The organism is Streptomyces sp. NPDC031379, assembly GCF_055569615.1.
This window is the reverse complement of record NZ_JBVIIT010000024.1, coordinates 115,130-127,823: the sequence shown is the minus strand read 5'-3', so window position 1 is coordinate 127,823 and position 12,694 is coordinate 115,130. Positions and strand designations below refer to the sequence as shown.

Here is a 12,694-nt window from a genome sequence, read left to right as displayed (position 1 = left end):
GAGGACAGAGTGATGTACAAGCTTTTCTTCCGTCTGGTCTTCACCCGGATGGACCCCGAGAAGGCCCACTACATGGCCTTCCGCTGGATCCGCCTCGCCGCCCGCGTCCCCGTGCTGCGCACGTTCGTCGCGGCCGCGCTCGCGCCCCGCTACAAGGAACTGCGCACCGAGGCCTTCGGCCTGCGCATGCACGGCCCGTTCGGGCTCGCCGCCGGCTTCGACAAGAACGCCGTGGCCATCGACGGTATGTCGATGCTCGGCTTCGACCACGTCGAGATCGGCACGGTGACCGGGGAGCCGCAGCCCGGCAACCCCAAGAAGCGGCTGTTCCGCCTCGTCGCGGACCGCGCGCTGATCAACCGCATGGGCTTCAACAACGACGGCTCGCTGGCCGTGGCGGCCCGCCTCGCGTCCCGTGAGCCGGTCTTCAGGACCGTCGTCGGCGTCAACATCGGCAAGACCAAGGTCGTCCCGGAGGAGGAGGCCGTCGGCGACTACGTGAAGTCCGCCGAGCGGCTGGCCCCGCACGCCGACTACCTGGTCGTGAACGTCTCCTCGCCGAACACGCCCGGCCTGCGCAACCTCCAGGCCACACAGGCGCTGCGCCCGCTGCTCGGCGCCGTGCGCGAGGCCGCCGACCGTACGGTCCCGGGCCGGCGCGTCCCGCTGCTGGTGAAGATCGCCCCCGACCTCGCCGACGAGGACGTCGACGCCGTCGCCGACCTGGCCGTGGAGCTGGGCCTGGACGGCATCATCGCCACCAACACCACCATCGCGCGCGAGGGCCTCGGCCTCGGCTCCGCCCCCTCGCTCGTCAAGGAGACCGGCGGCCTGTCCGGCGCGCCCCTGAAGGAGCGGTCCCTGGAGGTCCTGCGCCGCCTGTACGCGCGCGTGGGCGACCGGGTCACCCTGGTGGGCGTCGGCGGCATCGAGACCGCCGAGGACGCCTGGACGCGCATCCTGGCCGGTGCCACGCTGGTGCAGGGGTACAGCGCTTTCATCTACGAGGGCCCGTTCTGGTCCCGCGCGATCCACAAGGGCCTCGCCGCGCGTCTGCGCACCAGCCCGTACACCACCCTCGCCGACGCGGTCGGCGCCGACGTGAGGAAGTCCGCATGACTGTTCTGGAGCCCTTCGGCGCCCGGCTGCGCCGGGCCATGGACGAGCGCGGCCCGCTGTGCGTCGGCATCGACCCGCACGCCTCCCTGCTCGCCGAGTGGGGCCTGAACGACGACGTGGCCGGTCTGGAGCGGTTCAGCCGCACGGTCGTCGAGGCGGTGGCCGACCGGGTGGCCGTCATGAAGCCGCAGAGCGCCTTCTTCGAGCGGTTCGGCTCGCGCGGCATCGCCGTCCTGGAGCAGGTGGTCCAGGAGGCGCGCGCGGCCGGCACCCTCGTCGTGATGGACGCCAAGCGCGGCGACATCGGCTCGACCATGGCCGGGTACGCCGAGGCCTACCTGCACAAGGACGCCCCGCTGTTCTCCGACGCCCTCACCGTCTCGCCCTACCTCGGTTACGGCTCGCTCAGCCCTGCCGTCGCGCTGGCCCGCGAGAGCGGCGCCGGGCTGTTCGTGCTGGCCCTGACCTCCAACCCGGAGGGCCCCGAGGTCCAGCACGCGGTGCGTGCCGACGGCCGGGGCGTGGGCGCGACCATGCTGGCCCACCTGGCCGCCGAGAACGCGGGGGAGGAGCCGCTGGGCTCCTTCGGGGCGGTCGTCGGCGCCACGGTCGGTGACCTGTCGTCGTACGACCTCGACATCAACGGCCCGCTCCTCGCGCCCGGCGTCGGCGCGCAGGGGGCGACGGCGGCGGATCTCCCGACGGTCTTCGGGGCGGCGGTGCGCAACGTCGTGCCGAACGTCAGCCGGGGTGTCCTTCGTCACGGTCCCGACGTCTGGGCGCTGCGGACGGCCACCGAGCGCTTCGCGGAGGAGATCCGCACCGCCGTCGGCGGTGCCTGAGTCCTCCGATGAGTGCTCGGCGGGGCGATGCCGGGGCGACTTGAGTGTGAATACATCCTCAAATCGAGGGCAGTATGTCTGAAATGTCCGGCCTGACGGAGGCTGACCAGGACTTTTCCGCTGTTCTCGCTGACTCTGGCGGACTTGCCCGCTAGTCTCCGAGCAGAGTGAACGGGCGAAGCGTGTTGCTCGTAGCTCCCCAGGTGTGGGGCGACTAGGTTCCTCACCGGTCCGTATCCGACAGTTCGACATCCGAGGTGACGTAGGCGTGGCTCTTCCGCCCCTTACCCCTGAACAGCGCGCAGCCGCGCTCGAAAAGGCCGCCGCGGCTCGCCGGGAGCGGGCCGAGGTCAAGAATCGACTCAAGCACTCCGGCGCCTCCCTGCACGAGGTCATCAAGCAGGGCCAGGAGAACGACGTCATCGGCAAGATGAAGGTCTCCGCACTGCTCGAGTCCCTGCCGGGCGTGGGCAAGGTCCGCGCCAAGCAGATCATGGAGCGTCTGGGCATCTCCGAAAGCCGCCGTGTGCGGGGCCTCGGTTCCAACCAGATCGCGTCCCTGGAGCGTGAGTTCGGCAGCACCGGCTCCTGAGTCCGGCTCCCGCCGGACCGGGAGTCCCGGGCACTCCGGGATTGCTGGAATAATCGCTGCATGGCTGTAACACCCCGGGGGACGACCCCCGTGCCCCCGGACGCACGTCCGCGGCTGACCGTGCTCTCCGGCCCCTCGGGGGTCGGCAAGAGCACGGTCGTCGCCCATATGCGCAAGGAACACCCCGAGGTCTGGCTCTCGGTGTCGGCGACCACCCGCAAGCCGCGCCCCGGCGAGCAGCACGGAGTCCACTACTTCTTCGTCACCGACGAGGAGATGGACAAGCTGATCGCCAACGGCGAGCTGCTGGAGTGGGCGGAGTTCGCCGGCAACCGCTACGGCACGCCCCGCGCCGCCGTGCTGGACCGGCTGGAGAACGGTGAGCCCGTCCTGCTGGAGATCGATCTCCAGGGGGCCCGGCAGGTCCGCGAGTCCATGTCCGACGCCCAGCTGGTGTTCCTGGCTCCGCCCTCCTGGGAGGAGCTGGTGCGCAGGCTCACCGGGCGGGGCACCGAGCCGCCCGAGGTCATCGAGCGCCGCCTGGAGGCGGCCAGGACCGAGCTGGCGGCCGAGCCGGAGTTCGACACGACCCTGGTCAACACCTCCGTCGAGGACGTGGCTCGCGAGCTGCTAGCCTTGATGGACGTTGTGTGATCCTGACCGCCGCATGCGCGCCGGTCGCACCGACTGAATCTTTCCCACCCATCGGAAGGTAGAGCGTGTCCTCTTCCATCACCGCGCCCGAGGGCATCATCAACCCGCCGATCGACGAGCTTCTCGAGGCCACCGACTCGAAGTACAGCCTCGTGATCTACGCGGCCAAGCGTGCCCGCCAGATCAACGCGTACTACTCGCAGCTCGGCGAGGGCCTCCTCGAGTACGTCGGTCCGCTCGTCGACACCCACGTGCACGAGAAGCCGCTCTCGATCGCCCTGCGCGAGATCAACGCCGGTCTGCTGACCTCCGAGGCCATCGAGGGCCCGGCGCAGTAGTACGTTCAGATCGCAGTTGCTTTGTCCACAGGCCCGGCAGTCACACTGCCGGGCCTGTGGTGTGTGATGGTCTCGTACAGAGCCTCGTACGTAGCCTCGTACGGTGCCGAGCCGGGGAGAGATGGCGAGAGATGGCGGACAAGCCGAGGGTTGTGCTGGGGGTCAGCGGCGGGATCGCCGCCTACAAGGCCTGTGAGCTGCTGAGAAGGCTCACGGAGTCGGGCCATGACGTGCGTGTGGTGCCCACCGCCTCCGCGCTGCACTTCGTCGGCGCCGCCACCTGGTCGGCCCTGTCCGGCAACCCCGTCTCCACCGAGGTCTGGGACGACGTCCACGAGGTCCCGCACGTCCGCATCGGCCAGCACGCCGACCTGGTCGTCGTGGCCCCGGCGACGGCCGACATGCTCGCCAAGGCCGCGCACGGCCTCGCCGACGACCTGCTGACCAACACGCTCCTCACCGCCCGCTGCCCGGTCGTCTTCGCGCCCGCCATGCACACCGAGATGTGGGAGCACCCCGCCACCCAGGAGAACGTGGCCACGCTGCGCCGCCGCGGCGCCGTCGTCATCGAGCCCGCCGTCGGCCGCCTCACCGGTGTCGACACCGGCAAGGGCCGGCTGCCCGACCCGGTGGAGATCTTCGAGGTGTGCCGCCGGGTGCTGGCCCGGGGCGTCACGGAGCCCGACCTCCAGGGACGCCATGTCGTCGTCTCGGCGGGCGGCACGCGTGAGCCCCTGGACCCGGTCCGCTTCCTCGGCAACCGCTCCTCCGGCAAGCAGGGCTACGCCCTGGCCCGCACCGCCGCGGCCCGCGGCGCCCGGGTGACGCTGATCGCGGCCAACACCGGTCTGCCCGATCCGGCCGGCGTCGACGTCGTGCAGGTCGGCACGGCCGTCCAGCTGCGCGAGGCCGTCCTGAAGGCGGCGGCGGACGCCGACGCGGTGGTCATGGCCGCCGCCGTCGCCGACTTCCGCCCCGCGGCCTACGCGACCGGGAAGATCAAGAAGAAGGACGGCCAGGACCCGGACCCGGTCGCCCTGGTGCGGAATCCGGACATCCTCGCGGAGATCTCGGCCGACCGCGCCCGCCCCGGCCAGGTGATCGTCGGATTCGCCGCCGAGACCGACGACGTCCTCGCCAACGGCCGCGCCAAGCTCGCCCGCAAGGGATGCGACCTGCTCGTGGTCAACGAGGTGGGGGAACGCAAGACCTTCGGCTCCGAGGAGAACGAGGCGGTCGTGCTGGGCGCCGACGCCGGTGAGACCCTCGTGCCGCACGGACCGAAGGAGGCCCTCGCGGACATCGTCTGGGACCTCGTGGCCGACCGGCTGGGCTGACCCGCTCCGCCGTCCGGGTTCGCCCGGTTCGGCCGTCCGGACCGATTTGTTTCAGCCGTTCGACGTCTTTTTTCCAGCGCACAATGTCGCGTGGCCGCCCTGGCCAAGGCCGCTCGGCATTGTGCAGAATGCTCGTGCCGCAGGTCACAGCGCTCCCGAGAGGCGAGACAGTGGCCCATCGGCCGAGTGCGACCGATAAACTGTTCACGGTCGACGGCGGGCGCAGCCCTCGCGTCGTCCGCAATTGATCAGCCAGCAGCCGCTGCAACCACAGGGAGCGTTGTGTCCCGTCGCCTGTTCACCTCGGAGTCCGTGACCGAGGGTCACCCCGACAAGATCGCTGACCAGATCAGCGACACCATTCTCGACGCGCTTCTGCGCGAGGACCCGACGTCCCGCGTCGCCGTCGAGACGCTGATCACCACCGGCCTGGTGCACGTGGCCGGCGAGGTGACGACGAAGGCCTACGCGGACATCGCGACCCTCGTCCGCAGCAAGATCCTCGAGATCGGCTACGACTCCTCCAAGAAGGGCTTCGACGGCGCCTCCTGCGGCGTGTCGGTGTCCATCGGCGCACAGTCCCCGGACATCGCACAGGGTGTCGACACGGCGTACGAGAACCGGGTCGAGGGCGACGACGACGAGCTGGACAAGCAGGGCGCGGGCGACCAGGGCCTGATGTTCGGCTACGCGTCCGACGAGACGCCCACCCTGATGCCGCTGCCGATCTTCCTGGCGCACCGCCTGTCCAAGCGCCTCTCCGAGGTCCGCAAGAACGGCACCATCCCCTACCTGCGCCCGGACGGCAAGACGCAGGTCACCATCGAGTACGACGGCGACAAGGCCGTCCGCCTCGACACGGTGGTCGTCTCCTCCCAGCACGCCTCCGACATCGACCTGGAGTCGCTGCTGGCCCCCGACATCCGGGAGTTCGTCGTCGAGCCGGAGCTGAAGGCGCTCCTGGACGAGGGCATCAAGCTGGACACCGAGGGCTACCGCCTGCTGGTCAACCCCACCGGCCGCTTCGAGATCGGCGGCCCGATGGGCGACGCCGGCCTCACCGGCCGCAAGATCATCATCGACACCTACGGCGGTTTCGCCCGCCACGGCGGCGGCGCCTTCTCCGGCAAGGACCCGTCCAAGGTGGACCGCTCGGCCGCCTACGCCATGCGCTGGGTCGCCAAGAACGTCGTGGCGGCCGGCCTGGCCTCCCGCTGCGAGGTCCAGGTCGCCTACGCGATCGGCAAGGCCGAGCCGGTCGGCCTGTTCGTGGAGACCTTCGGCACCGCCAAGGTCGACACCGAGAAGATCGAGAAGGCGATCGACGAGGTCTTCGACCTCCGCCCGGCCGCGATCATCCGCGACCTCGACCTGCTCCGCCCGATCTACGCCCAGACGGCGGCGTACGGCCACTTCGGTCGCGAGCTGCCCGACTTCACCTGGGAGCGCACCGACCGCGTGGACGCCCTGCGCACGGCCGTGGGCCTGTAACCCCGGCTCCTCCTCTCACCGAGGCCCGGCTTCCCCTGGGAGGCCGGGCCTCGGCGTGTCCGCGGGCCGCGAGCCCCGGGGGCGGGCGCGGGCCGACGGACGGTGTTGTCGGTGGAGTTTGGTAAGAATGCAAGCGTGAGCAGCGGGAACGGAGCGGAGGACGGCGGGGGCGAGGGTGCGCCGCCGGAGCAGCTCGCGCTCATCCGGGAGAGCGTGCGCCAGGCGAAGGCGCCGCGCGCCAAACCGCGGACCTGGCGCGGGGCCGCGCTCGCCAAGGATCTGCCCGTGGCCCGGGTCCTGGTCGACAAGGGCGTGCTGCACCTCGACCGGTACTTCGACTACGCGGTGCCCGAGGAGCTGGACGAGCAGGCGCAGCCCGGAGTGCGGGTACGGGTGCGGTTCGGGGCGGGGCGTGGCCGTGTGCGCGAGGGCCGCCGGGAGGGCGGCGGGCTCATCGACGGCTTCCTCGTCGAGCGGCGGGCCGAGACGGACTACTCCGGACCGCTGGCCGCACTGGCCCAGGTCGTCTCTCCGGAGCCGGTGCTGAGCGAGGAGCTGCTCGGGCTCGCGCGGGCCGTCGCCGACCGGTACGCGGGGAGCCTTGCCGATGTCCTGCAGCTGGCGGTGCCCCCGCGCAGCGCGCGTGCCGAGCAGCGGCCGTCGCCCGCGCCGCTGCCCCCGCCGCAGGCCCCGGAAGCCGGGTCCTGGGCGCGCTACGAGCACGGGGCCGCCTTCATCGAGGCGCTCGCCTCCTCAGGAGCACCCCGCGCCGTGTGGAACGCGCTGCCCGGCCCGCAGTGGAGCGAGGAACTCGCCCGGGCCGTCGCCGCGACCCTCGCCTCGGGGCGCGGTGCTCTCGTCGTCGTACCCGACGGGCGGGCCGCCGCACGGGTCGACGACGCGCTCACCGCGCTGCTCGGTCCGGGCCGGCACGCGCTGCTCACCGCGGACGCCGGTCCCGAGAAGCGGTACGGGCAGTGGCTCGCGGTGCGGCGGGGGTCCGTACGGGCCGTGGTCGGCACGCGCGCGGCCATGTTCGCTCCCGTGCAGGACCTGGGACTCGTCGCCATCTGGGACGACGGTGACGACAGCCACAGCGAGCAGCACGCCCCGCAGCCGCACGCGCGGGACGTGCTGCTGCTGCGCGCCGCGCTGGACAGGTGCGCCTTCCTGCTGGGCGGCTTCGGCTGCACCGTGGAGGCCGCCCAGCTCGTCGAGAGCGGCTGGGCCCGGCCGCTGGTCGCCGGGCGGGAGCAGGTGCGGGGGGCCGCGCCCCTGGTCCGGACCGTGGGGGACGAGGACCTCGCCCGCGACGAGGCCGCCCGTGCCGCCCGGCTGCCCACGCTCGCCTGGCAGGTGGCTCGCGAGGGGCTGCGGCACGGTCCGGTCCTGGTGCAGGTGCCCCGGCGTGGTTACGCGCCCCGTATGGCCTGCGCCCAGTGTCGGGCGCCCGCGCGCTGCCGGCACTGTTCGGGGCCGCTCGAAGGGCAGGACGGGGGCGTCCTGAGGTGCGGGTGGTGCGGGCGCGAGGAGAGCGCCTGGCACTGCCCGGAGTGCGGCGGCTTCCGGCTCCGCGCCCAGATCGTGGGCGCGCGGCGGACCGCCGAGGAACTGGGGCGGGCCTTTCCCGCCGTGCCGGTGCGCACCTCGGGGCGGGAGCATGTGCTCGACACCGTGCCGGGCACGCCCGCGCTGGTCGTGAGCACCCCGGGGGCCGAACCGGTCGCCGAGGGCGGCTACGCGGCGGCGCTGCTGCTGGACGGCTGGGCCATGCTCGTCCGGCCCGACCTGCGGGCCGGTGAGGACGCGCTGCGCCGGTGGATCGCGGCGGGGGCACTCGTCCGGCCGCAGGGGCAGGGGGGGACGGTGGTCGTGGTGGCCGAGCCGACCCTGCGGCCCGTGCAGGCCCTCGTGCGGTGGGATCCCGTCGGGCACGCGGTGCGGGAGCTGGGCGAGCGGGCCGAGCTGGGCTTCCCGCCGGTGTCGCGGATGGCAGCCGTGTCCGGCCCGCCCTCGGCCGTCGCCGAATTCCTGACGGCCGTCGAACTGCCGCCGGATGCCGAGGTGTTGGGGCCCGTGCCGGTGCCGCCCACGCTGCCGGGCCGGCCGCGCAGGCCCGGCGCGCCGCCGCCGGGCGAGGACTGGGAGCGAGCGCTCGTACGCGTACCGCCGGGCAGCGGGGCCGTGTTGGCCTCCGCCCTGAAGACCGCGCAGGCCGCTCGCCTGGCGCGGGGGAGCGAAGAGGTGGTGCGGGTACGGATCGATCCGCCGGACATCGGCTGACGTCGCACTGCCCGGGGCACGCCTTGCCGGTGGGCACGCGTCGCGTGGGGCGCGGACCGGCGTCGCGGCGGCGTCGTTCGTGGTGGTGGGCGCGTCGCCGTGGTGGTGGGCGTGTTGCCGTGGAGGCGGGTCGCGGTGGGGGATGCGGCGCCGCTGTCCTCGCTGTGCGTGCCGCCGACGCGGCCTGGTGCGCGCTGCGCCGGTGTGGGCGGAGGCGGAGGGGATACGGCGCGGCCCGGGACGCTGTGTGCCCTCCCGGAGGGCTCTGGATGCCCCTCGGGAGGGCAGGCTCGGGGCCGTCAGCCGTTGCGCGGGCCCGGGAAGGCCGTCGGCCGGACCTCGTCGCGCAGGGCCGGGCTGCCGGCGGTCGGCTGGGTGGGCATGGAACGGGCCGCGGGGACCGTCGGCACCGTGGGCAGGCCGGTGTTCACATTGATCGTGCGGCTGCCGGACGACTCCGTCGTCCGCTCCGACTCGGCGGCCGCCTGGGCCGCGGCCCGCCGGGCGCCGTAACGGCGGTGCACCGCCTGCTTGGTGACTCCGAGCGCGGAGCCCACCGCGTCCCATGAGAAGCCGAGCGAACGGTCGAAGTCCACGGCGGCCGTGACCAGGGTCTCGACACTGTCCCGGAGTTCCTGGGCGAGGCGCACTGTCGGGGCGGGGGCGCGTCCGTAGACGACGAAGCCCGTGGACGGGCCGGAGCGGCGCGGGCGGTAGACGTTGCCCAACTGGGCTGTGAGCGTGCGCAGCGCGTCCACCTGGCGGCGGACCCGCTCGATGTCCCGCACCAGCAAGTGCAGGCTGGCCCGGGCCTGGGCGTCGTGGGTTGCGTGGTCGGCCATGAACAAGCCTCTCGAACCGGCGTTGAAAGGAATTGGGCCGCGAAAGCGGCCCGATGTGGTCAACTCTTCCTTGACCAACGCGCTTGCGCTCCGCTGGTCACGGGGTGGGGGCGTACGGGCATATGCGTACGCCGCCCCGCGGATCGCGCGCCGCCCACCTATGGGCCGGGACGGGTGAACTCGTAGGGAGCGTGCGCCGTCTGCGGCTTTCCGGCCGTGGTCATAGACTGGTGCGCTGCCCGTCCGACCCCCGCCCGAGAGGCCCGATCCCGCCCATGAAGCTCGTCTTCGCCGGTACCCCCGAGGTCGCCGTTCCCGCCCTGGACGCCCTGATCGCCTCCGGGCGGCACGAGGTGGCCGCCGTCGTCACGCGGCCCGACGCGCCGGCCGGGCGCGGGCGCAGGCTGGTCGCGTCGCCCGTGGCCGAGCGGGCGGAGGAGGCCGGGATCGAGGTGCTGAAGCCGGTCCGGCCGCGGGACCCCGAGTTCCTGGAGCGGCTCGAGGAGATCGCGCCCGACTGCTGCCCCGTCGTCGCCTACGGCGCTCTGCTGCCCAGGGCGGCCCTGGACATCCCCGCCCACGGCTGGGTCAATCTGCACTTCTCGCTGCTGCCCGCCTGGCGGGGGGCCGCGCCGGTGCAGCACGCCATCATGGCGGGCGACGAGATCACCGGCGCCTCCACCTTCCTCATCGAGGAAGGACTCGACTCCGGACCCGTCTACGGGACCGTGACCGAGGAGGTCCGGCCCTCCGACACCAGCGGTGACCTGCTCACCCGGCTCGCCTTCGCCGGTGCCGGGCTGCTCGCCGCGACCATGGACGGCGTCGCGGACGGCACCCTGAAGGCCGTGCCGCAGCCGTCCGAGGGCATCACCCTCGCGCCGAAGATCACGGTCGAGGACGCCCAGGTGCACTGGTCGACGCCCGCGCTGCGGGTCGACCGGGTCGTGCGCGGCTGCACCCCGGCGCCCGGCGCCTGGACCGTGTTCCGCGGGGAGCGGCTCAAGCTCATCCAGGTCACGCCCGTGCCCGAGCGGACCGACCTCGCACCGGGACAGCTCGCGGTGGGCAAGAACAGCGTGCACGTGGGCACCGGCTCGTACGCCGTCGAGCTGCTCTGGGTGCAGGCCCAGGGCAAGAAGCCGATGCGCGCGGCCGACTGGGCCCGGGGCGTCCGGATCGCGGAGACCGAGACGCTCGGCGCCTGAGCCCGCGGGCACCGGGGCCGGCCGAGCCGTGGGGCCTGCCGAGCCCGTTCCGCGGCGCGAGCCGTTCCGGTTGTCCCACGGGTGGTCGAGCCCGGGGGCGGGCGGTGGTGTCGCTTCGGCCCCGAGGCTGGGGGAGGCGAGCCCGGTCTGTGGTGGGTCCTCGTTCCGGTCGTCCGGGGTGGTCGAGCATCGGTCGGGGGATGATCGGCCGTCGGCCGGTGGAAGGGCCGGGCCCCGGTCGAGGACTGGTCGAACTCCGGTCGTTCGGGGCGGACGAGCCTCGGTCGCGGGGCGGCAGGCCTTCGGCCGGTGCGGTGGAGCCTTCCGCCGGTGCGGTGGACGCGCCCCGGGCCGCCGGGGCCGACGGCCGCCGACGTAGGCTGGGAAGCGCACCCTCTTCTTCACATCCGGAGCACCTTTTTCGTGAGCGAGCAGTCCCGGCGGCCCCGTAGGCCCGCCAAGCCCTACCGCCGTCCCCAGAAGGACCCCGTCCGCATCCTGGCCTTCGAGGCGCTGCGCGCGGTCGACGAGCGGGACGCCTACGCCAACCTCGTGCTGCCGCCGCTGCTCAGGAAGGCGCGCGAGAAGGGCGACTTCGACGCCCGGGACGCCGCCCTCGCCACCGAGCTGGTGTACGGCACACTGCGCCGGCAGGGCACGTACGACGCCGTCATCGCCGCCTGCGTGGACCGGCCGCTGCGCGAGGTCGACCCGCCGGTGCTCGATGTGCTGAGCCTGGGTGCGCATCAGCTGCTCGGGACGCGGATCCCGACGCATGCCGCCGTGTCCGCCTCCGTCGAGCTGGCGCGGGTGGTGCTCGGGGACGGACGGGCCAAGTTCGTCAACGCCGTGCTCAGGAAGGTGGCGCAGGACGACCTCGACGGGTGGATCGAGAAGGTCGCGCCGCCCTACGACGACGACCCCGAGGACCACCTCGCCGTCGTGCACTCGCACCCCCGCTGGGTCGTCTCCGCGCTCTGGGACTCCCTCGGCGGCGGGCGCGCCGGTATCGAGGACCTGCTGGAGGCCGACAACGAGCGGCCCGAGGTGACGCTCGTCGCGCGGCCGGGCCGGGCCACCGCCGAGGAACTGCTGCGCGAGGAGTCCGCCGTACCGGGGCGCTGGTCACCCTACGCCGTGCGGCTCGCCGAGGGCGGTGAGCCGGGCGCGGTCGAGGCCGTGCGCGAGGGACGCGCCGGGGTGCAGGACGAGGGCAGTCAGCTGGTCGCCCTCGCGCTGGCGAACGCCCCGATCGACGGGCCCGACGAGAAGTGGCTCGACGGGTGCGCCGGGCCCGGCGGCAAGGCCGCCCTGCTGGCCGCCCTCGCCGCCGAGCGCGGGGCCGCGCTGCTCGCATCGGAGAAGCAGCCGCACCGGGCCGGCCTGGTGGCCAAGGCGCTGACCGGGAACCCGGGGCCGTATCAGGTCATCGCCGCCGACGGGACCCGGCCGCCGTGGCGGCCCGGCACCTTCGACCGCGTGCTGATGGACGTGCCCTGCACCGGGCTCGGTGCCCTGCGTCGGCGCCCCGAGGCCCGCTGGCGGCGGCGCCCCGAGGACCTGGACAACTTCGCACCCCTCCAGCGTTCGCTGCTGCGCACCGCGCTCGACTCCGTGCGGGTCGGCGGGGTCGTCGGCTACGCGACCTGCTCGCCGCATCTCGCCGAGACCCGGGCGGTCGTCGCCGACGTGCTCAAGCAGCACCCCGACACCGAGCTGATCGACGCCCGCCCGCTGCTGCCCGGCATGCCCGCGCTCGGCGACGGCCCGGACGTGCAGCTGTGGCCCCATCTCCACGGAACCGACGCGATGTACCTGGCGCTCATCCGCCGGACCGGCTGATCTCCACGGCGCCCCCGGCGAGCGTCCCACGCGCCGGCCGGGGTACGCCCACGGCTGTCCACAGGCGGCCCTACGCGGTCGTACAAGTAGGATGAACGGTCTCGCCTGTGGAGCAGTGCGAACATCAGTGCTCCGGACATGGCAGG

Annotated in this window: 11 protein-coding genes; 10 read left to right on the top strand and 1 reads right to left on the bottom strand. The window is 73.2% G+C overall.

The genetic code is table 11. From position 1 onward, the window contains the following. Positions 1-12 precede the first annotated feature (12 nt). The 8 genes from ACZ5CW_RS30945 (at position 13) to ACZ5CW_RS30910 (ending at position 8,656) form a co-directional block, all read left to right on the top strand. Entirely contained in the window at positions 13-1,119 is a 1,107-nt protein-coding gene (locus ACZ5CW_RS30945) for a quinone-dependent dihydroorotate dehydrogenase (protein ID WP_468607157.1), read from the top strand. Further along, a complete protein-coding gene (gene pyrF, locus ACZ5CW_RS30940) occupies positions 1,116-1,961 on the top strand; it encodes an orotidine-5'-phosphate decarboxylase (RefSeq protein WP_468607155.1) in 846 nt (281 codons plus the stop codon). Before ACZ5CW_RS30945 ends, pyrF begins: the two co-directional genes overlap by 4 nt. A 268-nt stretch (positions 1,962-2,229) precedes the next feature. Continuing rightward, a complete protein-coding gene (locus tag ACZ5CW_RS30935; RefSeq protein WP_003977346.1) occupies positions 2,230-2,553 on the top strand; it encodes an integration host factor in 324 nt (107 codons plus the stop codon). Positions 2,554-2,613: 60 nt separating this feature from the next. Next, the gene (gene gmk, locus ACZ5CW_RS30930) at positions 2,614-3,207 is read left to right on the top strand and encodes a guanylate kinase (RefSeq protein ID WP_468607153.1); all 594 of its coding nucleotides are present in this window, start codon (positions 2,614-2,616) and stop codon (positions 3,205-3,207) included. A 65-nt stretch (positions 3,208-3,272) separates the two neighbouring features. Beyond that, positions 3,273-3,545, top strand: coding sequence for a DNA-directed RNA polymerase subunit omega (rpoZ, locus tag ACZ5CW_RS30925; RefSeq protein ID WP_005319902.1), 273 nt, complete (start codon positions 3,273-3,275; stop codon positions 3,543-3,545). A gap of 131 nt (positions 3,546-3,676) precedes the next feature. Beyond that, positions 3,677-4,882: a bifunctional phosphopantothenoylcysteine decarboxylase/phosphopantothenate--cysteine ligase CoaBC gene (gene coaBC, locus ACZ5CW_RS30920; RefSeq protein WP_468607151.1), complete on the top strand. Its 1,206-nt coding sequence runs from the start codon at positions 3,677-3,679 to the stop codon at positions 4,880-4,882. A 282-nt stretch (positions 4,883-5,164) separates the two neighbouring features. Beyond that, on the top strand, positions 5,165-6,373 hold the full coding sequence (gene metK / locus ACZ5CW_RS30915; RefSeq protein WP_468607149.1) for a methionine adenosyltransferase: 1,209 nt from the start codon (positions 5,165-5,167) through the stop codon (positions 6,371-6,373). A gap of 135 nt (positions 6,374-6,508) precedes the next feature. Further along, positions 6,509-8,656 carry a primosomal protein N' gene (locus tag ACZ5CW_RS30910; RefSeq protein ID WP_468607147.1) on the top strand — a complete coding sequence of 716 codons (2,148 nt, stop codon included), beginning with the start codon at positions 6,509-6,511 and terminating at the stop codon, positions 8,654-8,656. A 299-nt stretch (positions 8,657-8,955) separates the two neighbouring features. On the opposite strand, the gene ACZ5CW_RS30905 is transcribed toward ACZ5CW_RS30910, so the two are convergent. After that, positions 8,956-9,498: a hypothetical protein gene (locus ACZ5CW_RS30905; protein WP_468607145.1), complete on the bottom strand. Its 543-nt coding sequence runs from the start codon at positions 9,496-9,498 to the stop codon at positions 8,956-8,958. A gap of 275 nt (positions 9,499-9,773) precedes the next feature. On the opposite strand from ACZ5CW_RS30905, the gene fmt reads away from it, so the two are divergent. Next, the gene (fmt, locus tag ACZ5CW_RS30900) at positions 9,774-10,706 is read left to right on the top strand and encodes a methionyl-tRNA formyltransferase (RefSeq protein ID WP_468607143.1); all 933 of its coding nucleotides are present in this window, start codon (positions 9,774-9,776) and stop codon (positions 10,704-10,706) included. 423 nt (positions 10,707-11,129) lie between these two features. Then, positions 11,130-12,548, top strand: coding sequence for an RsmB/NOP family class I SAM-dependent RNA methyltransferase (locus ACZ5CW_RS30895; RefSeq protein WP_468607141.1), 1,419 nt, complete (start codon positions 11,130-11,132; stop codon positions 12,546-12,548). The last annotated feature ends 146 nt before the right edge of the window (positions 12,549-12,694 follow it).

Bases quoted from the DNA above. Each gene is read 5' to 3' on its own strand.
- pyrF (WP_468607155.1), top strand. From the start codon at position 1,116: ATGACTGTTCTGGAGCCCTTCGGCGCCCGGCTGCGCCGGGCCATGGAC.
- ACZ5CW_RS30945 (WP_468607157.1), top strand. From the start codon at position 13: ATGTACAAGCTTTTCTTCCGTCTGGTCTTCACCCGGATGGACCCCGAG.
- fmt (WP_468607143.1), top strand. From the start codon at position 9,774: ATGAAGCTCGTCTTCGCCGGTACCCCCGAGGTCGCCGTTCCCGCCCTG.
- coaBC (WP_468607151.1), top strand. From the start codon at position 3,677: ATGGCGGACAAGCCGAGGGTTGTGCTGGGGGTCAGCGGCGGGATCGCC.
- ACZ5CW_RS30905 (WP_468607145.1), bottom strand. From the start codon at position 9,498: ATGGCCGACCACGCAACCCACGACGCCCAGGCCCGGGCCAGCCTGCAC.
- gmk (WP_468607153.1), top strand. From the start codon at position 2,614: ATGGCTGTAACACCCCGGGGGACGACCCCCGTGCCCCCGGACGCACGT.